Origin of the sequence: Streptomyces sp. GbtcB7 (genome assembly GCF_019091445.1) — a bacterium.
In the GTDB taxonomy this organism is placed as follows: domain Bacteria; phylum Actinomycetota; class Actinomycetes; order Streptomycetales; family Streptomycetaceae; genus Streptomyces; species Streptomyces mirabilis.
In genome coordinates this window covers 183,396-202,864 of record NZ_JAGXJM010000003.1, presented here as the reverse complement: position 1 = coordinate 202,864, position 19,469 = coordinate 183,396, and the positions used below count along the sequence as shown (strand labels likewise).

Annotated in this window: 18 protein-coding genes; 15 read left to right on the top strand and 3 right to left on the bottom strand. The window is 70.6% G+C overall.

The window, feature by feature from the left end; genetic code table 11:
• Positions 1-41 precede the first annotated feature (41 nt).
• The 3 genes from KVT44_RS06205 (at position 42) to thrS (ending at position 3,934) form a co-directional block, all read left to right on the top strand.
• Positions 42-608, top strand: a complete 567-nt coding sequence (locus KVT44_RS06205) for a DUF4365 domain-containing protein (RefSeq protein ID WP_054233932.1) — start codon at positions 42-44, stop codon at positions 606-608.
• A complete protein-coding gene (locus tag KVT44_RS06200) occupies positions 605-1,831 on the top strand; it encodes a hypothetical protein (protein ID WP_190169771.1) in 1,227 nt (408 codons plus the stop codon). The genes KVT44_RS06205 and KVT44_RS06200 overlap by 4 nt, the downstream gene beginning before the upstream one ends.
• Positions 1,832-1,957: 126 nt before the next feature.
• Positions 1,958-3,934, top strand: a complete 1,977-nt coding sequence (gene thrS / locus KVT44_RS06195; protein ID WP_097283914.1) for a threonine--tRNA ligase — start codon at positions 1,958-1,960, stop codon at positions 3,932-3,934.
• 87 nt (positions 3,935-4,021) lie between these two features.
• Here the strand turns inward: thrS and KVT44_RS06190 are convergent, their stop codons facing one another.
• The gene (locus KVT44_RS06190; RefSeq protein WP_217566345.1) at positions 4,022-4,708 is read right to left on the bottom strand and encodes a potassium channel family protein; all 687 of its coding nucleotides are present in this window, start codon (positions 4,706-4,708) and stop codon (positions 4,022-4,024) included.
• Positions 4,709-4,775: 67 nt separating this feature from the next.
• On the opposite strand from KVT44_RS06190, the gene KVT44_RS06185 reads away from it, so the two are divergent.
• Complete coding sequence (locus KVT44_RS06185; RefSeq protein ID WP_099923757.1) at positions 4,776-5,336, top strand: HIT domain-containing protein; 561 nt, start codon at positions 4,776-4,778, stop codon at positions 5,334-5,336.
• Positions 5,337-5,467: 131 nt separating this feature from the next.
• Here KVT44_RS06185 and KVT44_RS06180 read toward each other — a convergent pair whose 3' ends face one another.
• Both KVT44_RS06180 and KVT44_RS06175 read right to left on the bottom strand, forming a co-directional pair.
• The gene (locus KVT44_RS06180) at positions 5,468-7,141 is read right to left on the bottom strand and encodes a hypothetical protein (protein ID WP_217566344.1); all 1,674 of its coding nucleotides are present in this window, start codon (positions 7,139-7,141) and stop codon (positions 5,468-5,470) included.
• A 157-nt stretch (positions 7,142-7,298) separates the two neighbouring features.
• Entirely contained in the window at positions 7,299-9,494 is a 2,196-nt protein-coding gene (locus KVT44_RS06175; protein ID WP_099923758.1) for an elongation factor G-like protein EF-G2, read from the bottom strand.
• A gap of 217 nt (positions 9,495-9,711) precedes the next feature.
• On the opposite strand from KVT44_RS06175, the gene pgsA reads away from it, so the two are divergent.
• The 11 genes from pgsA (at position 9,712) to ruvB (ending at position 19,374) form a co-directional block, all read left to right on the top strand.
• Positions 9,712-10,434 (top strand): phosphatidylinositol phosphate synthase, encoded by a 723-nt coding sequence (pgsA, locus tag KVT44_RS06170; RefSeq protein WP_217566501.1) that lies wholly within the window; start codon positions 9,712-9,714, stop codon positions 10,432-10,434.
• Entirely contained in the window at positions 10,431-11,420 is a 990-nt protein-coding gene (locus tag KVT44_RS06165; protein WP_308313920.1) for a phosphatidylinositol mannoside acyltransferase, read from the top strand. The genes pgsA and KVT44_RS06165 overlap by 4 nt, the downstream gene beginning before the upstream one ends.
• Positions 11,417-12,577, top strand: coding sequence for a glycosyltransferase family 4 protein (locus tag KVT44_RS06160; RefSeq protein WP_217566343.1), 1,161 nt, complete (start codon positions 11,417-11,419; stop codon positions 12,575-12,577). Before KVT44_RS06165 ends, KVT44_RS06160 begins: the two co-directional genes overlap by 4 nt.
• A 226-nt stretch (positions 12,578-12,803) precedes the next feature.
• Positions 12,804-13,493, top strand: a complete 690-nt coding sequence (locus KVT44_RS06155; protein WP_302832034.1) for an SUMF1/EgtB/PvdO family nonheme iron enzyme — start codon at positions 12,804-12,806, stop codon at positions 13,491-13,493.
• 25 nt (positions 13,494-13,518) lie between these two features.
• Complete coding sequence (locus tag KVT44_RS06150) at positions 13,519-14,064, top strand: hypothetical protein (protein ID WP_054233941.1); 546 nt, start codon at positions 13,519-13,521, stop codon at positions 14,062-14,064.
• A gap of 305 nt (positions 14,065-14,369) precedes the next feature.
• The gene (gene pdxS, locus KVT44_RS06145) at positions 14,370-15,293 is read left to right on the top strand and encodes a pyridoxal 5'-phosphate synthase lyase subunit PdxS (RefSeq protein ID WP_054233942.1); all 924 of its coding nucleotides are present in this window, start codon (positions 14,370-14,372) and stop codon (positions 15,291-15,293) included.
• 39 nt (positions 15,294-15,332) lie between these two features.
• Positions 15,333-15,941 carry a pyridoxal 5'-phosphate synthase glutaminase subunit PdxT gene (gene pdxT / locus KVT44_RS06140; protein WP_099923761.1) on the top strand — a complete coding sequence of 203 codons (609 nt, stop codon included), beginning with the start codon at positions 15,333-15,335 and terminating at the stop codon, positions 15,939-15,941.
• A 74-nt stretch (positions 15,942-16,015) separates the two neighbouring features.
• Positions 16,016-16,768, top strand: coding sequence for a YebC/PmpR family DNA-binding transcriptional regulator (locus KVT44_RS06135; protein WP_054233944.1), 753 nt, complete (start codon positions 16,016-16,018; stop codon positions 16,766-16,768).
• A 201-nt stretch (positions 16,769-16,969) separates the two neighbouring features.
• Positions 16,970-17,578: a crossover junction endodeoxyribonuclease RuvC gene (gene ruvC / locus KVT44_RS06130; protein WP_217566341.1), complete on the top strand. Its 609-nt coding sequence runs from the start codon at positions 16,970-16,972 to the stop codon at positions 17,576-17,578.
• Positions 17,575-18,183 (top strand): Holliday junction branch migration protein RuvA, encoded by a 609-nt coding sequence (gene ruvA / locus KVT44_RS06125; RefSeq protein WP_217566340.1) that lies wholly within the window; start codon positions 17,575-17,577, stop codon positions 18,181-18,183. Before ruvC ends, ruvA begins: the two co-directional genes overlap by 4 nt.
• Positions 18,184-18,303: 120 nt before the next feature.
• On the top strand, positions 18,304-19,374 hold the full coding sequence (gene ruvB, locus KVT44_RS06120; RefSeq protein ID WP_075027568.1) for a Holliday junction branch migration DNA helicase RuvB: 1,071 nt from the start codon (positions 18,304-18,306) through the stop codon (positions 19,372-19,374).
• Positions 19,375-19,469: the final 95 nt, after the last annotated feature.

Below are 19,469 nucleotides of genomic sequence, written 5' to 3'. Positions count from 1 at the left end.
CCGTCGCGGGGAATCACTTGGCTTGGAAGGCTGTTGGACTCATGGCACTCGCGCAGCCCGAGCGGGGCGGGCTGCTGCCCCAGCGGACGGCACCCCATCGCGGCACACTCGCCACCACCGCCTGCATGGAGACCTTGCAGGTGGGCTACTTGCACGCCGTCGCGGCCGCGGCGGGCTGTTCGCTGTCCCAGCCCTTTCCCGACAACGGCATCGACTGGCACGTCAGCCACAGCGCCCCCGGGCACACGGTCGACGACGAAGTCACCATCAAGGTGCAGCTCAAGTGCACGTACCAGATCCCGCCGAACCCGCCCGGGCCCGCCTTCTCCTTCACGCTCGACAACGAGCACCTGGCGAAGCTCGCCCGCACCCCGGTCTCGGTGCACAAGATCCTGGTCGTGATGCTCGTGCCCAGGTCCCAGGACGACTGGCTGCGCGCCAGCCACGACCGCCTCGACCTGCGGCACTGCTGCTACTGGATCAACCTCGCCGGCCACGCGATCACCGGCCGGCGCCGGACCACCGTGCGTATACCGACCTCGCGCATCTTCGACGACAGGGCGCTCTGCGAGATCATGACGAGGGTCGGGACGGGAGGGAAACCTTGACACACCGCCCCATCGACTCCATCGGCGAACCGCTCCGGCCGGTCAGGCCGCACCCCGTCGAGTCCCACTGGACCGAGCCGCCCGAGCCGGGCCAGGTCGACCCCGCCGTCCTCAGCGCGCTGCTGCACCGCCACGGCTGGCAGCGCCGCGGCGGAGCGCCCGGACGGTACGGCCGGTGGACCCCACCCGGGCCCGGTGGCGGCGGCACGAGCCTGCTCGTGCCGGAGAACCGGGCCTTCCCCGACAGCGACGACCTCCTCGGCGAGGCGCTCGTCGCGCTCTCCCGCAGCGGCGCGCCGTCCGCGCGCGACGTGCTGGTCGCCCTCGCCGTGCCCAGCGACGAGATCCGCTGGTGGCGCGATGTGCCGACCGGACCCGTGGGCGCCACGTCCTGGAGCGTGGAGGAGCGGCTGCGCTCGGCCGCCCGCTCGATGCTGCTCGCGGCGGCGCTCGCCACACGCGCGCGTGCGGGCTATTACGGCGCCCGCCACCGCAGGCCCGCCGCCGCTTCCCTGGAGAACGTCCTGGTCGGCGCCGACCCCGGCGGGCGCCGGCTCACCGCCTTCGTGCCCGTCGACACCGGCCGGCCGCTGTCCGTACGCCTGCACCAGGCGCTGTACGCCGCCCGCGAGGCCATCGACTACCAGCGGGCCACCGGCGGCATGGACGCCTTCGACGCGGCCGTCGAGGCGGGCGTCAGCCATGAACTCACCGAAGCCGTCGTCGCCCTCGTGCGCGGCACGGAGGGCGCCCGGATCGCCGTCGAGTGGGCGCCCGCCGCCGGGGTCCCCGAGGGCTGTGCGGCGCCCGACGAGGCCGTCGAGTTCTCGCCCGGCGACCTGCCCGTCCTGCGCGAGGCCGGGGCCCGCTATCTGCGCGCCGAGCCGTCCGTACCGGTGCGTCTCACCGGCGCCGTGGTGCGGATGCGCAGGTCTCAGCCGCGCGGCGAGGGCACGGTACGGCTGCGGGTGATCGCGGGAGCGGAGGTCCAGCACGTCCGCATGACGCTCGACGAGGAGGCGTACCGGATAGCGGGCCACGCCCATCTGGTGGGGCTGCCGGTGCGGGTGCTGGGGCGGCTGGAGAGCCGCGGCGGTTTCCGCAGGCTCACCGACGCCTCCGGGGTCGTACCGGTGCAGGTGGACGAGGCCGAGCGGGACCGGCTGATGAAGTCGCTCCAGGAGAACCTGGACTTCTTCGAGGAGGCGTGCAGCGGGGACTGACGGCTTTGTGGAGCTTTGCCGGCAACCGTTTCGCGGAGGGTGCCCCGGGCTCGGTAGGATCGCCGGGCAGGCATTGCACTGCCATGCCCACTGGGTGAGCTTGCCCCCTTCAGTCAGGAGAGACCGGTGTCAGACGTCCGTGTGATCATCCAACGCGATTCCGAGCGGGAAGAACGCGTGGTGACGACGGGCACTACGGCCGCCGACCTCTTCACCGGCGAGCGCACCATCGTCGCGGCCCGCGTGGCCGGCGAGCTGAAGGACCTCGCGTACGAGGTGCGGGACGGCGAGGAGGTCGAGCCCGTCGAGATCTCCTCCCAGGACGGCCTCAACATCCTGCGCCACTCCACCGCGCACGTCATGGCGCAGGCCGTGCAGGAACTCTTCCCCGAGGCCAAGCTGGGCATCGGCCCGCCGGTCAAGGACGGCTTCTACTACGACTTCGACGTCGAGAAGCCGTTCACGCCCGAGGATCTCAAGGCCATCGAGAAGAAGATGCAGGAGATCCAGAAGCGTGGCCAGCGCTTCTCCCGCCGTGTGGTCACCGACGAGGACGCCCGCGAGGAGCTCGCCGCGGAGCCGTACAAGCTGGAGCTCATCGGCATCAAGGGCTCCGCGTCCTCGGACGACGGCGCGGACGTCGAGGTCGGCGGCGGCGAGCTGACGATCTACGACAACCTCGACGCCAAGACCGGTGAGCTGTGCTGGAAGGACCTCTGCCGCGGTCCCCACCTGCCCACCACCCGCAACATCCCGGCGTTCAAGCTGATGCGCAACGCGGCCGCCTACTGGCGCGGCAGCGAGAAGAACCCGATGCTCCAGCGCATCTACGGCACCGCCTGGCCCTCCAAGGAGGAGCTGAAGGCGCACCTCGACTTCCTCGTGGAGGCCGAGAAGCGCGACCACCGCAAGCTGGGCAACGAGCTGGACCTCTTCTCCATCCCCGACCAGATCGGCTCGGGCCTCGCCGTCTTCCACCCCAAGGGCGGCATCATCCGCCGGGTCATGGAGGACTACTCGCGGCGCCGCCACGAGGAAGAGGGCTACGAGTTCGTCTACACCCCGCACGCGACGAAGGGGAAGCTCTTCGAGACCTCGGGCCACCTGGACTGGTACGCCGACGGCATGTACCCGCCCATGCAGCTCGACGAGGGCGTGGACTACTACCTCAAGCCCATGAACTGCCCGATGCACAACCTGATCTTCGACGCGCGCGGCCGCTCGTACCGTGAACTGCCGCTGCGCCTCTTCGAGTTCGGGACCGTGTACCGGTACGAGAAGTCGGGCGTCGTGCACGGCCTGACCCGCGCCCGTGGCTTCACGCAGGACGACGCGCACATCTACTGCACCAAGGAGCAGATGGCGGAGGAGCTCGACAAGACGCTCACCTTCGTCCTGAACCTGCTGCGCGACTACGGCCTGACCGACTTCTACCTGGAGCTCTCCACCAAGGACCCGGAGAAGTCCGTCGGCTCCGACGAGGTCTGGGAGGAGGCCACCGAGACGCTGCGGCAGGTGGCCGAGAAGCAGGGCCTCCCGCTCGTCCCGGACCCGGGCGGCGCCGCCTTCTACGGTCCGAAGATCTCCGTCCAGACCAAGGACGCGATCGGCCGGACCTGGCAGATGTCGACCGTGCAGCTGGACTTCAACCTGCCGGAGCGCTTCGACCTGGAGTACACCGGCCCCGACGGCTCCAAGCAGCGTCCGGTCATGATCCACCGCGCACTGTTCGGTTCCATCGAGCGCTTCTTCGCGGTGCTCCTCGAGCACTACGCGGGCGCGTTCCCGGCCTGGCTGGCGCCCGTGCAGGCGGTCGGCATCCCGATCGGCGACGCGCACGTGGAGTACCTGCAGAAGTTCGCCACCGAGGCGAAGAAGAAGGGTCTGCGGGTCGAGGTCGACGGCTCCTCCGACCGTATGCAGAAGAAGATCCGCAACGCCCAGAAGCAGAAGGTGCCCTTCATGGTCATCGCGGGCGACGAGGACATGGCGGCCGGCGCCGTCTCCTTCCGCTACCGCGACGGCTCGCAGGAGAACGGCATCCCGGTCGACGAGGCGATCGCCAAGATCATGAAGGTCGTCGAGGAGCGCGCACAGGTCTGACGCACAGGTCTGGCGCGCAGGTCCGACGCGCAGGTCCGACGCGTACGGTGCCTCTTTGACGCACGTAACGGAAGGCCCCCGGAGAGCTCAGCTCCCCGGGGGCCTTTTCTTACCCCTGTTCCCGTCGTTCCCGTCGTTCTCGTCCTCGCGCGCGAACACCTGGAGCAGCCAGGACGAGAACGAGCCGGTCACCGCGCCGAGCAGCGCCAGACCGCACACCATCAGCACCGACGCGATCGTGCGCCCCATCGGGGTCACCGGCACCACGTCCCCGTACCCCACCGTCGTGAGCGTGGTGCAGGTCCACCACACCGAGTCCCCGAACGTCCGGATCGAGGCGCCCGGCGCTCCGCGCTCCTGCTGGTAGACGGCGAGGGAGCCCGCGAAGCCGAGCAGCGCGGACGACAAACCCGCGTAGAAGACCACGCGCGCGTGCAAGGAGAGACGGGGCTCTCCACGATGACGCTGTACGGCCTCGTAGACCTTGACGATGCGCAGCGGACGCAGCAGCGGCAGCAGGAGCGCCAGGGTGTCCACCGGGTGCGCGCGGACGAAGCCGAGGCGCTGTCCGCTCAGGCCCCAGCGCACCGCGTAGTCGACGCCGAACAGCACCCAGGCGGCCAGCATCGCCGCCACACAGGCCTGCCGCCAGACGACGGGCAGCGTGTGCCCGAGGACCAGGACGGCGTACGCGGCGAGAAACAACGCCGAGGCCAGGCTGAGCGGGATCTCGGTGCGCCTTTCCCACCGGGCCTGTCGGCTGTCGTCGTCCATCGGCCCAGCTTGGCCCGGCGAGCATTCGGGAGAGCCCCGCCGACACGCCGCGAACGGGCGAAGCAATATGCTGCACCACATGACGAGTGAGCCGGAGCAGCAGATCGGAGTGGGAACGCAGGACGCGTTCCAGCGCTTGTGGACGCCCCACCGGATGGCTTACATCCAGGGCGAGAACAAGCCCACCGGCCCGGGGGCCGACGACGGCTGTCCGTTCTGCTCGATCCCCGCCAAGTCCGACGAGGACGGGCTCATCGTGAGGCGCGGTGAGCAGGTGTACGCGGTGCTCAATCTGTACCCGTACAACGGCGGCCACCTCATGGTCGTGCCCTACCGCCATGTCGCGGACTACACCGACCTGACCGGCCCGGAGACCGCCGAGCTCGGCGAGCTGACCAAGCAGGCCATGACCGCGCTGCGCACCGCCTCGGGCGCGCACGGTTTCAACATCGGCATGAACCAGGGCACGGTGGCGGGCGCGGGCATCGCCGCCCATCTCCACCAGCACATCGTTCCCCGCTGGGGCGGCGACACCAACTTCATGCCGGTCGTCGGCCACACCAAGGTGCTCCCGCAGCTCCTGGCCGACACCCGCAAGATGCTGGCAGAGGCCTGGCCGACGCACTAGTTCAAACGGGGGGCGCCTGCTGACAGACGCCCCCCGTCGACGCGCCCCTTCAGGGGCGCGGGGAACTGCGCGACCAGCCCCCGACGACCGTCACTCTGCGCACCGGCCCATCCCGCCCCTCCGCCGGAGGCTCACGCGTCGTAGAGGTCGGCCTTCCGGGGCGACGGGTCCTGCACCGCCGTGCTGAGGAACGCCGACCGGTTACCGAACTTCTCCGTGTCGACCCCGTTCTCGTCCAGCACCTTGATCGCCGCCGCGTGCACGACACGCAGCACCGGCGTGGCCGCCCGCAGCGCGTCGTCGGCCATGAAGCGGTGCCGCCAGGGCTGGTCGGCCCACGCGTGCCGCAGGCCGAACGGCTCGGGCAGCGTCAGCTTGCCGCCGAGCCAGTTCAGCAGGGGCGGGTACCCGGTGAGCGGGGCGCGCGCGGTGAGACGTACGACCTCGTCCGTGGTGACCAGCGGCAGCTTCACCTTGCGGGTCTCCCAGAACTTGACCGCCTTGGCGACCTCCTTCGTCGGGGCCTCGGGCTTGCTGGTGAACAGGGAGTTCACGGGACCCAGGGCGTGCCCGGTGATCTCGATGCGCAGCGTCTCGTGCAGCACGGTCACGGTGATCAGCATGGTGATGATCAACTGGCCGTCCCACAGCGTCCACTGCACGCCGAGGTAGTGCCGCTGGCCGCTGCCGAACTGCTGCTTGTTGCAGATGTCCTGTATGGCGTGGCTCTTGATCGTGTACGCCTCGACGTCCGTGCCGCCCGGCCGGGACACCTCCTTGGCGTTCTCACCGATCGGCGAGACGATCCAGTGCTTGATCGAAGGGGTGGGGAAACCACCGGTGTTGAGCGGGCCGCGCTCCAGCATGCGGAGCTTGTCGTGGATGTTGCGGACGACGTCCCAGCTGCGGAAGGGGTGGATCTCCTTGTCCGGGTCCTTGGGGACGAGGTCCTCGGCGAGCTGCCAGCTGCCCCAGCGGGTGCCCATGCCGAGTATGCCCTTGGGTCCGGCGTAGAACACCGAGTTGGACTGCTGCTCGGCGCTGAGGGCGGCCAGGGCCTGGCGCAGCCGCTCGGCCGCCGTCTCGCCCGGGCTGCCGGGCACCGCCTCCGGGATCTTGGCACCGAGGCCACCGCCGGACAGCAGGCTGTCCCAGCGCGCGCGCAGGTCCTTGGCGGTCCGTTCGCAGATCTGCTTGGCCCAGAGCCAGCCGATCACCGGGAGGACCACCGACGCACGCGCGTACCAGGCCCAGAAGCCGGTGAAGGGCATGCGCACGAGGAAGACCACGGCGAGGGCGCCGAAGGCGACCAGGAGCGTGGTACCGAGGGCGCCGGCGCGCTTGTTCGTCTGCTTGGCGATCATGGACCGGAGCTGGAAGACCAGCAGCCACACCAGCAGCCCGGGCAGGAACAGCACACCGCACAGCACCATGACGGCCGACAGCCAGTTGTCCCGCTCCCGGCGGATGCGGTTCGCCGCGAGGCAGTGCTCGACGACGACCTGCGGCTCGGTGCCGAAGGACTGGATGAGGGGCTTGCGGTCGGCGCCCAGCATGCGGTCCACCACCGCCCGCCCGAAGGCCTCGCCGAGGTTGGGCCTGAAGATCGTGGCCCACTTGCGGCCTGAGCTGACGGTGGACTCGTGCCACTGGTTGTTCGCCTTGAGGATCTCGCCGACATCGCTGTCCCGGTACGCCGCCGAGGCCAGGGCGAAGGTCGCCGCCGTCTGTCCCGCCGAACCCGAGAGCGGCACCTGCGCCCCGGGAGTGAAATCGAAACCGTCGAACGCCACTTCCGCCCCCATCGCCGCCGCACCCGCTCCTGCGGCTTTCCCGACTTCCCTACCCCGCACACCTGTTGATCAGGTCATCGTCTTGATCAGTTCCCAGAGTATCGGCCGCGACCGACATTCGTCGGCGGACGGCCGAAGCCGCCCGCCGAGGGTGAGAGGAACCGAACCGTCAGGCGTTCTGGGCCTGTTCGCGCATCCTTTCGGCGATCTGCGACGGCATCGGCTCGTGCCGTGCGTAGGTGCGGTTGAAGCGTGCGGTGCCGTGCGAGAGGGAGCGCAGATCCACGGCGTACCGTCCGATCTCGATCTCCGGGACCTCGGCCCGTACGAGCGTGCGTCCGCCGCCCGCCTGCTCGGTGCCGACCACCCGGCCGCGCCGCCCCGACAGGTCGCTCATCACGGCGCCCACGTACTCGTCGCCGACCAGGACCGTCACCTCGGCCACCGGCTCCAGCAGATGGATCCTGGTGTCGGCGGCCGCCTCGCGCAGGGCGAGCGCGCCCGCGGTCTGGAACGCCGCGTCGGAGGAGTCCACGGAGTGCGCCTTGCCGTCGAGCAGGGTGATCCGTACGTCGATGAGGGGATAGCCCGCGACGACGCCCTTGGCGGCCTGGGCCCGCACCCCCTTCTCGACGGAGGGGATGAACTGCCGGGGCACGGCACCGCCGACGACCTTGTCCACGAACTCGATTCCCGAGCCGTTCGGGAGGGGTTCGACCTCGATCTCGCAGATCGCGTACTGCCCGTGCCCGCCGGACTGCTTCACATGGCGGCCGCGCCCCGCGGCCCTGTCCGCGAACGTCTCCCGCAGGGAGACCTTGTGCGGGACCACGTCGACCTGGACGCCGTACCGGTTGCGCAGCCGCTCCAGGGCGACGTCGGCGTGGGCCTCGCCCAGGCACCACAGAACGACCTGGTGGGTGTTCTGGTTCTGTTCCAGGCGCATGGTGGGGTCCTCGGCGACCAGCCGGCCCAGGCCCTGCGAGAGCTTGTCCTCGTCGGCCTTGCTGTGTGCCTGGATGGCGAGCGGCAGCAGCGGGTCCGGCATCTGCCAGGGCTCCATCAGCAGCGGGTCGTCCTTGGCCGAGAGCGTGTCACCGGTCTCGGCCCGGTTGAGCTTGGCCACGCAGGCCAGGTCGCCCGCGATGCAGTGCGTCAGGGAGCGCTGCTGTTTGCCGAACGGCGCGGACAGGGCGCCGACGCGCTCGTCGACGTCGTGGTCCTCGTGCCCGCGGTCGCCGAGCCCGTGCCCGGAGACGTGCACCGTCTCGTCGGGGCGCAGGGTGCCCGAGAAGACGCGGACGAGGGAGACCCGGCCCACATAGGGGTCGCTGGCCGTCTTCACGACCTCCGCGACCAGCGGCCCGTTCGGATCGCAGGCCTTGACCTCGCGTTCCTGCCCCTCCGGTGTCGTCACGGTGGGCGCCGGGCGCTCCAGCGGGGTCGGGAAGCCCCCCGTGACGAGTTCCAGGAGCTCGACGGTGCCGAGACCCTGGCGGGCGCCCTCGGCGGCGGGCGCGGCCGCCAGGACCGGGAAGAAGGCCCCGCGCGCCACGGCCCGCTCCAGGTCCTGCACGAGCGTCTTGATGTCGATCTGCTCGCCGCCCAGGTAGCGGTCCATGAGGGTCTCGTCCTCGCTCTCGGCGATGATCCCCTCGATCAGCCGGTTGCGCGCCTCCTCGATCAGCGGCAGCTGCTCCGGTCCCGGCTCGGCCTCCTTGCGCTCCCCGGAGGAGTAGTCGAACAGCCGCTGTGTGAGGAGCCCGATCAGCCCGGTGACAGGGGCGTGCCCGTCGGGCCCCTGCGCGCCGTGCAGCGGCAGGTACAGCGGCAGTACGGCGTCGGGGTCGTCCGCGCCGAAGGCCTCGGCGCAGATCCGCGTCATGTCGTCGAAGTCGGCGCGCGCCGATTCGAGGTGGGTGATCACGATGGCGCGCGGCATGCCGACCGCCGCGCACTCCTCCCACACCATCCGGGTCGAGCCGTCCACCCCGTCCGAGGCCGAGACGACGAAAAGGGCCGCGTCCGCGGCGCGCAGACCGGCCCTGAGTTCCCCGACGAAGTCGGCGTATCCGGGGGTGTCGATGATGTTGATCTTGTATCCGTCCCAGTCGACGGGTACCAGGGACAGCTGCACCGAGCGCTGCTGCCGGTGCTCGATCTCGTCGTAGTCGGAGACGGCGGTGCCGTCCTCCACCCTGCCCGCCCGGTTCACTGCTCCCGCCGTCAGCGCGAGAGCTTCCACCAATGTCGTCTTGCCGGATCCGCTGTGGCCGACCAGCACCACATTCCGTACGGACGCGGGGTGGTCGGCCGCTGTAGCCCTGCCGGCGGCTCCGGGGTGTGCGTTCGCCTTGTCGCCCATGGTCTTGCCTCCCGTGCACGGTGAGGTCTCTTTGGGCGCGGGCCAGCCGGAACCGCGTGCGGTGCGGCTCCGATGACGCCCGCGGTGTCTTCGAGCTTTGCACTCGCGTCACGGTGCGTCCATACGGGGGACGCGATCCCGCCGTGACATCGATGGCATCCCACCGTGACACGGGGTGCGGGTGCCCGGCCGTCGCACCAGCGCGCGCGTGGCTACGATGGGCCAGCCGGTGGCCAGCAGGGGCCGCGCGGCGACACCGACCCTCGGGAAGGCCATGCTGAACAAGTACGCGCGTGCATTCTTCACGCGTGTCCTCACACCGTTCGCCGCGTTTCTCATCCGTCGGGGGGTAAGCCCCGACACGGTCACCCTCCTGGGTACGGCCGGAGTCATGGCGGGCGCGCTGGTCTTCTACCCCCGCGGAGAGTTCTTCTGGGGCACGATCGTCATCACGCTCTTCGTCTTCTCCGACCTGGTCGACGGAAACATGGCGCGCCAGCTCGGCCGCTCCAGCCGCTGGGGCGCCTTCCTGGACTCCACGCTCGACCGGGTCGCCGACGGCGCGATCTTCGGCGGTTTCGCGCTCTGGTACGCGGGCAGCGGCGACGACAACGCCCTGTGCGCCGTCTCGATCTTCTGCCTGGCCAGCGGCCAGGTGGTCTCGTACACCAAGGCCCGTGGCGAGTCGATCGGCCTGCCCGTCGCCGTCAACGGCCTGGTCGAGCGTGCCGAGCGCCTGGTGATCTCCCTGGTCGCGGCGGGCCTCGCGGGGCTGCACAAGTTCGGGGTGCCCGGCATCCAGTGGCTGCTGCCCGTCGCGCTGTGGATCGTCGCCGTCGGCAGCCTGGTCACGCTGATCCAGCGCGTCGTCACGGTGCGCCGGGAGTCCGCGGAGGCGGACGCCGCGGCCGCGGCGCAGAACAGCGGGGCCACGTCGTGACCAGTCTCCAGGAGAGGCTGGTGGACGGGGCGTACGCGCTGGGCTGGAGCACCGTCAAGAAGCTTCCGGAGCCGGTCGCGGTGCGCCTGGGCCGCACCATCGCGGACATCGCCTGGAAGCGGCGCGGCAAGGGCGTACAACGGCTGGAGAGCAACTACGCGCGCGTGCTGCCCGACGCGACCCCGGAGCGGCTCGCCGAGCTCTCCCGGGCGGGCATGCGCTCGTACCTGCGCTACTGGATGGAGTCCTTCCGCCTCCCCGCCTGGAGCAAGGAGCGCGTGCGGACGGGCTTCGACTGCAAGGACGTGCACCATCTGACGGACGGGCTCGCCTCCGACCAGGGCGTCATCCTGGCCCTGCCGCACATGGGCAACTGGGACCTCGCCGGCGCCTGGGTCACCACCAAGCTGGAGACCCCGTTCACGACCGTCGCCGAGCGCCTCAAGCCGGAGTCGCTGTACGACCGCTTCGTCGCCTATCGCGAGGGCCTCGGCATGGAGGTCCTGCCGCACAGCGGCGGCACCGCGTTCGGCACGCTGGCCCGGCGGCTGCGGGACGGCGGACTGATCTGCCTGGTCGCCGAGCGTGATCTGTCGGCCTCGGGCGTCGAGGTGGAGTTCTTCGGCGAGACGACCCGGATGCCCGCGGGCCCGGCGCTGCTCGCCCAGCAGACCGGAGCCGTCCTTCTGCCGGTCACGCTCTGGTACGACGACTCACCCGTGATGCAGGGCCGTGTGCATCCCCCTGTCGAGGTCCCCGAGACAGGCACCCGGGCCGAGAAGACGTCTGTCATGACACAGGCGCTGGCCGACGCCTTCGCCACGGGTATCGCCGAACATCCGGAGGACTGGCACATGCTGCAGCGCTTGTGGCTCAAGGACCTCGATCCCGGGAAGGATCCTGACAACAGGGATTCTGACAGCGGAAATCCTGACAACAAGGATCCTGACAACGCCCAGCAGGATTCCGAGAAGAGGACTCCGTGAGGATCGGCATCGTCTGCCCCTACTCCTGGGACGTGCCGGGGGGCGTCCAGTTCCACATCCGTGACCTGGCCGAACACCTCATCCGCCGTGGGCACGAGGTCTCCGTGCTCGCCCCCGCGGACGACGAGACACCGCTGCCGCCGTACGTCGTCTCGGCGGGCCGCGCGGTCCCGGTGCCCTACAACGGCTCCGTGGCGCGCCTGAACTTCGGCTTCCTGTCGGCGGCCCGGGTGCGGCGCTGGCTGCACGACGGCACCTTCGACGTGATCCACATCCACGAGCCGGCCTCGCCCTCGCTCGGTCTGCTCGCGTGCTGGGCCGCGCAGGGCCCCATCGTCGCCACCTTCCACACCTCCAACCCGCGCTCCCGGGCCATGGTCGCCGCGTACTCGATCCTCCAGGCGGCCCTGGAGAAGATCAGCGCGCGGATCGCGGTGAGCGAGTACGCCCGTCGCACCCTCGTCGAGCACCTGGGCGGCGACGCGGTCGTCATCCCGAACGGCGTCGACGTCGACTTCTTCGCCCGCGCCAAGCCCAAGCCCGAGTGGCAGGGCGACACCCTCGGCTTCATCGGCCGCATCGACGAGCCCCGCAAGGGCCTGCCCGTCCTCATGAAGGCCCTGCCCAAGATCCTCGCCGAGCGTCCGGGGACCCGGCTCCTGGTCGCCGGACGCGGTGACGAGGAGGAGGCCGTCGAGTCCCTGCCCGCCGAGATGCGCTCGCGCGTCGAGTTCCTCGGCATGGTCAGCGACGAGGAGAAGGCCCGCCTCCTGCGCAGCGTCGACGTGTACGTGGCGCCCAACACCGGTGGCGAGAGCTTCGGCATCATCCTCGTGGAGGCGATGTCGGCGGGCGCGCCGGTGCTGGCCTCCGACCTCGACGCGTTCGCGCAGGTCCTCGACCAGGGCGCGGCCGGTGAACTCTTCGCCAACGAGGACGCGGACGACCTGGCCGCCGCGGCCCTGCGCCTGCTCGGCGACCCCGAGCGCCGGGCCGACCTCCGCGCGCGGGGCAGCGCCCACGTACGGCGCTTCGACTGGTCGACCGTCGGCGCGGACATCCTGTCCGTCTACGAGACGGTGACGGACGGTGCGGCGGCGGTCGCCGCGGACGAACGGACGGGGCTGCGGGCGAGGTTCGGCCTGGCCCGGGACTGAGCGTGCGGGACACGTCGACGCCGGGCGGGGGAGAGGCGTGCTGCGCACCCGCGCGCGGGGAGGTCGGTTCGCACGGGGAGTTCGGTTAACGCGGAGAAGGCGGTTCACTCGGAGAGGTCGGTTCGCTTCTCCAACTCTCCGTACCGGTACCGCTTCCCGGTGGGCGCAAGGGCGACCCTCCTCGGCCTCCTCGTCCCCGTCCCGCGCCTGACGGTGCCGCCGCACACTGCCGGGCGGCGAGTTCCGCATGGGCGACGCATTCGGCGAGGGCTACCCGGACGACGGCGAAGGACCGGTCCGTACGGTGCGCGTCGAGCCGTTCCGGATCGGCGCGACGGCCGTCACCAACGCCCGGTTCGCGGACTTCGTGCGGGCGACCGGACATGTGACGGAGGCGGAGCGGTACAGCAGTTCGTTCGTGTTCCACCTGCCGCTGCACCCCCGCGCGCGGGAGGCCGTTTTCGGGGCGGGCGCCCGGCTGCCCACCGAGGCGGAGTGGGAGTACGCGGCGCGCGGTGGCTCGGCAGGCCGCCGCTACCCCTGGGGAGACGAGTTCGCGCGCGCCGGCCAGGAGCGCATGAACGCCTGGCAGGGCGACTTCCCCCGGGTCAGCACCCGTCCCGGCGGCCGTACGGGAACCGTCCCGGTGGACTCCTACGAGCCCAACGGCTTCGGCCTGTACAACACTTCGGGCAACGTGTGGGAGTGGTGCGCGGACGCCTTCACCGCGCCCTCCGGGAACTCGGCCGAGACCTCGGCGACGGATCCCGGCCAGCGGGTCATCCGCGGGGGCTCGTACCTGTGCCACGCCTCGTACTGCAACCGCTACCGGGTGGCCGCCCGGTCGAGGAACACCCCCGACTCCTCCACCGGGCACGGCGGTTTCCGTTGCGCCTGGGACGTGGGGGAGGGGTGAGCACACCCGGGTAGCCTTGCCGCCCGTGACCGCAACCCTCATCTGGATCCTCGTCGGCCTTGTCGCGATCGGCCTCTACCTGAGCTGGACCGCGGGGCGTCTCGACCGGCTGCACGCCCGGATCGACGCCGCCCGTGCCGCGCTCGACGCGCAGTTGTTGCGCCGTGCCTCGGTCGCCCAGGAGTTGGCGACCTCCGGGGTGCTCGATCCCGCCGCCTCGATCGTGCTCTACGAGGCCGCGCATGCCGCGCGGCAGGCGGAGGAGGAGCAGCGCGAGGTGGCCGAGAGCGACCTCAGCCAGGCCCTGCGGGCCGTCTTCGGAGAGGTGCAGCAGGTGGAGGCGGTGCGGGAGGCGCCGGGTGGGGACGCGGCGGCGACCGAGCTGGCGCAGGCGGTGCGACGGGTGCCGATGGCTCGACGGTTCCACAACGACGCGGTACGTGCCGCCCGCGCTCTTCGTCGCCACCGCAAGGTCCGCTGGTTCCGTCTCGCCGGTCACGCGCCCTTCCCCATGGCCTTCGAAATGGACGACGAGCCTCCCACCGCACTGGCGGACCGCCCCACGACCTGAGGACGGGGTCCCTCTCGGCCGCGGGTGGGTGTTGCTCAGGGGCTGCGGGCCGGTGGGGGCTGGTCGCGCAGTTCCCCGCGCCCCTGAAGGGGCGCGGGGCGCATCTTTCAGCCTGTCCGGCGTTTGAGGACGAGGCCGTTCAGGCCGATATGGGGGTCTGGGGGCGTAGCCCCCAGGGATGGGTCGGGTAGGGGCGGCGGGGGCGAAAAGGATCCACCGGCTCCCCATTGGCCCTTGCTGTGGACTGGTCCACTCACGTTTCCTCAGTGCTGCAGAAATCCTCTTTCACCGAGTGAGGTCAACCCGTGTCCAGCACGCTCTCCAACACCGCCCAGCCCGCCGAGAACACCGCAACCGGCACCGCCCGCGTCAAGCGCGGAATGGCCGAGCAGCTCAAGGGCGGCGTGATCATGGACGTGGTCAACGCCGAGCAGGCGAAGATCGCCGAGGACGCCGGCGCCGTGGCCGTCATGGCCCTGGAGCGGGTGCCCGCCGACATCCGCAAGGACGGCGGCGTGGCCCGTATGTCGGACCCGAACATGATCGAGGAGATCATCGACGCGGTCTCCATCCCCGTCATGGCCAAGTCCCGCATCGGCCACTTCGTCGAGGCCCAGGTCCTCCAGTCCCTCGGTGTCGACTACATCGACGAGTCCGAGGTCCTCACCCCGGCCGACGAGGTCAACCACTCCGACAAGTGGGCCTTCACGACCCCCTTCGTCTGCGGTGCGACCAACCTGGGCGAGGCCCTGCGCCGCATCGCCGAGGGCGCCGCCATGATCCGCTCCAAGGGCGAGGCAGGCACCGGCAACGTCGTCGAGGCCGTCCGTCACCTGCGCCAGATCAAGAACGAGATCGCCCGTCTGCGCGGCTTCGACAACAACGAGCTGTACGCCGCCGCCAAGGACCTGCGCGCCCCGTACGAGCTGGTCAAGGAGGTCGCCGAGCTCGGCAAGCTCCCGGTCGTGCTGTTCTCCGCCGGTGGTGTCGCGACCCCCGCCGACGCCGCTCTCATGCGTCAGCTCGGTGCCGAGGGCGTCTTCGTGGGCTCCGGCATCTTCAAGTCCGGTGACCCGGCCAAGCGCGCCGCCGCCATCGTGAAGGCGACCACCTTCTACGACGACCCGAAGATCATCGCGGACGCCTCCCGCAACCTGGGCGAGGCCATGGTCGGCATCAACTGCGACACCCTCCCCGAGACCGAGCGCTACGCCAACCGCGGCTGGTAAGAGACCGGACACACGAGACCGGACAAAGGCATCACGTACATGACTGACGCACCTGTCGTAGGCGTCCTGGCACTCCAGGGCGACGTACGGGAGCACCTCATCGCCCTGGCCGCGGCGGACGCCGTGGCCAGGCCGGTGCGGCGTCCCGAGGAGCTCGCCGAGGTGGACGGCCTGGTCATCCCCGGCGGCGAGTCCACCACCATCTCCAAGCTGGCCGTCCTGTTCGGACTGATGGAGCCCCTCCGCGCGCGCGTGCGCGCGGGCATGCCCGTCTACGGCACCTGCGCGGGCATGATCATGCTCGCCGACAAGATCCTCGACCCGCGCTCGGGCCAGGAGACGATCGGCGGCATCGACATGATCGTGCGCCGCAACGCCTTCGGACGTCAGAACGAGTCCTTCGAAGCGGCGGTCGACGTCCGGGGCGTCGAGGGCGATCCTGTAGAGGGCGTCTTCATCCGCGCCCCCTGGGTCGAGTCCGTGGGAGCCGCGGCCGAAGTGCTCGCTGAGCACGAGGGTCACATCGTCGCCGTACGTCAGGGCACCGCGCTCGCCACGTCGTTCCACCCGGAACTGACCGGTGACCACCGCGTGCACGGCCTGTTCGTCGACATGGTGCGCGCGAACCGGATACCGGAGTCCTTGTAGGATCTGGGGGTCCCCCAGATCCTCAAGGTCTGGGGGAGTTCGTACAGGATGGGTTACGCGAAGGAGACAGGCAGATGTCCGGCCACTCTAAATGGGCTACGACGAAGCACAAGAAGGCCGTGATCGACGCCAAGCGCGGCAAGCTCTTCGCGAAGATGATCAAGAATATCGAGGTCGCGGCCCGCACCGGTGGCGCCGACCCGGGCGGCAACCCGACGCTGTTCGACGCCATTCAGAAGGCCAAGAAGAGCTCGGTCCCGAACAAGAACATCGACTCCGCGGTCAAGCGCGGCGCCGGTCTCGAGGCCGGTGGCGCCGACTACGAGACGATCATGTACGAGGGTTACGGGCCGAACGGTGTCGCGGTGCTCATCGAGTGCCTCACCGACAACCGCAACCGCGCCGCCTCGGACGTCCGCGTCGCCATGACGCGCAACGGCGGCAACATGGCCGACCCGGGCTCCGTCTCGTACCTCTTCAACCGCAAGGGCGTCGTCATCGTCCCCAAGGGCGAGCTGACCGAGGACGACGTCCTGGGTGCCGTGCTCGACGCGGGTGCCGAAGAGGTCAACGACCTGGGCGAGTCCTTCGAGGTCATCTCCGAGGCCACCGACCTGGTCGCGGTCCGCACGGCCCTCCAGGACGCCGGCGTCGACTACGACTCCGCCGAGGCCAACTTCGTCCCGACCATGCAGGTCGAGCTCGACGAAGAGGGCGCCCGGAAGATCTTCAAGCTGATCGACGCCCTGGAGGACAGCGACGACGTGCAGAACGTCTTCGCCAACTTCGACGTGAGCGACGACGTGATGGCCAAGGTCGACGCCTGAGCTGCCAAGGATTCATTTCGGCGGGCCCGCGGGACACGTCCTGCCGGCCCGCCGTCGTTGTCAGTGGCAGCGGTTAGCCTGTCGAGGACGGATGATGATCGCAGTCCAGCGGACCGCAACCATCAATTGAGGAACCACGACGGCGATCAGCCACCTCCGCGAGAGCGGCGGCGGCTCAGCCGCAAAAAAGGGGGGTTCGGGGTGCGGGTGCTGGGCGTTGACCCGGGACTGACCCGATGCGGTGTCGGGGTGGTCGAAGGAGTTGCGGGCCGACCCCTGACCATGCGCGGCGTCGGGGTCGTACGGACTCCGGCGGACGCCGAGTTGGGGCTGCGCCTCCTCGCCATCGAGCAGGGCATCGAGCAGTGGCTCGACGAGTACGAGCCCGAAGTCGTCGCCGTGGAGCGGGTGTTCAGCCAGCACAACGTGCGGACGGTGATGGGCACGGCCCAGGCCAGCGCCGTCGCCATGCTCTGCGCCGCGCGCCGCGGCCTGACGGTCGCCCTGCACACCCCGAGCGAGGTCAAGGCCGCCGTCACCGGCAGCGGACGCGCGGACAAGGCCCAGGTGGGTGCCATGGTCACCAGGCTGCTCAGGCTCGACGCGCCGCCGAAGCCCGCCGACGCGGCGGACGCCCTCGCCCTCGCCATCTGTCACATCTGGCGCGCCCCCGCGCAGAACCGACTCCAGCAGGCCGTCGCGCAGAACCGACTCCAGCAGGCCGTCGCGCAGAACCGGCTCCAGCAAGCCGCCGCCCTGCACGCGTCGAAACCCGCATCGCACCACGCTTCGAAAGGCCGTACCGCATGATCGCCTTCGTCAGCGGCCCGGTCGCCGCCCTCGCCCCGGACTCCGCGGTCGTCGAGGTCGGCGGCATCGGCATCGCCGTCCAGTGCTCGCCCAATACGCTCTCCGGGCTCCGGATGGGACAGCAGACCAAGCTCGCCACCTCCCTCGTCGTGCGCGAGGACTCCCTGACGCTGTACGGGTTCGCGGACGACGACGAGCGCGGAACCTTCGAGCTGCTCCAGACCGCCAGCGGTGTCGGCCCACGCCTCGCGCAGGCCATGCTCGCCACGCACTCGCCCGACGCCCTGCGCCGCGCGATCGCCACGGGTGACGAGAAGACGCTCACGGCCGTACCCGGCATCGGCAAGAGGGGAGCCCAGAAGCTCCTGCTGGAGCTCAAGGACCGGCTCGGCGCGCCCCTCGGCACGAGCACCGGCATCGGCGCCCCGGTCAGCACCGGTTGGCGCGACCAGCTGCACGCCGCGCTGATCGGCCTCGGGTACGCGACGCGCGAGGCCGACGAGGCCGTCTCCGCCGTCGCCCCGCAGGCCGAGGCCGCCGAGGGCACACCCCAGGTGGGCCAGCTGCTCAAGGCCGCCCTCCAGACCCTCAACCGCGCCCGCTGAACCACCGGCCCCCCGACCACCAGATCGCGAGGCACCCATGCACGCTGTGTCTTCCCGGGGAGCGGCCCCGGACCCCCGGCCGGATGACACAGCCGGCATGCCACGGCTAGGAGAACTTCAGTGAACTGGGACGACACGACCGACGAGAGCGACGCTGAGCGGCTCGTCGGCGCGTCCGCCGACCGTGAGGACCAGGCCGTCGAGGCGGCCCTGCGCCCCAAGGACCTGGACGAGTTCATCGGCCAGGAGAAGGTCCGCGAGCAGCTCGACCTCGTCCTGCGCGCCGCCCGCGCGCGCGGCGCCACCGCCGACCACGTGCTGCTCTCCGGCGCCCCAGGCCTCGGCAAGACCACCCTCTCGATGATCATCGCCGCCGAGATGGGCGCCCCCATCCGCATCACCAGCGGCCCCGCCATCCAGCACGCCGGTGACCTGGCGGCGATCCTCTCCTCGCTCCAGGAGGGCGAGGTGCTGTTCCTCGACGAGATCCACCGCATGTCCCGGCCCGCCGAGGAGATGCTCTACATGGCGATGGAGGACTTCCGCGTCGACGTGATCGTCGGCAAGGGCCCCGGCGCCACCGCGATCCCCCTGGAGCTGCCGCCGTTCACGCTGGTCGGCGCCACCACGCGCGCGGGTCTGCTGCCGCCCCCGCTGCGCGACCGCTTCGGCTTCACCGCGCACATGGAGTTCTACGAGCCCGCGGAGCTCCAGCGCGTCATCCACCGTTCCGCGCATCTCCTCGATGTGGAGATCGGCTCGGAAGGCGCCGCCGAGATCGCGGGCCGCTCCCGCGGCACACCCCGTATCGCCAACCGTCTGCTGCGCCGCGTCCGGGACTACGCGCAGGTCAAGGCGGACGGAATCATCACGCGCGAGATCGCCGCCGCCGCGCTCAAGGTCTACGAGGTCGACGCCCGCGGCCTCGACCGGCTCGACCGCGGTGTTCTGGAGGCCCTGCTCAAGCTGTTCGGCGGCGGCCCGGTCGGTCTGTCCACGCTCGCGGTCGCGGTGGGGGAGGAGCGCGAGACCGTCGAGGAGGTCGCCGAGCCCTTCCTCGTACGGGAGGGACTGCTCGCCCGTACACCGCGCGGCCGGGTGGCGACCCCGGCCGCATGGGCCCATCTCGGTCTGACGCCGCCGCGCCGGTCCACGGGGGGAAACGGACAAGGGGACCTGTTCGGGGCGTGACGGCGCGCGCACTCGCGGGGTCAGGAACCCCGGTGCCATGCTGAGCGTTGTTCCCTGAGTGCGGACTCGCTTAGACTCCGCCGATGCCGCCCTTG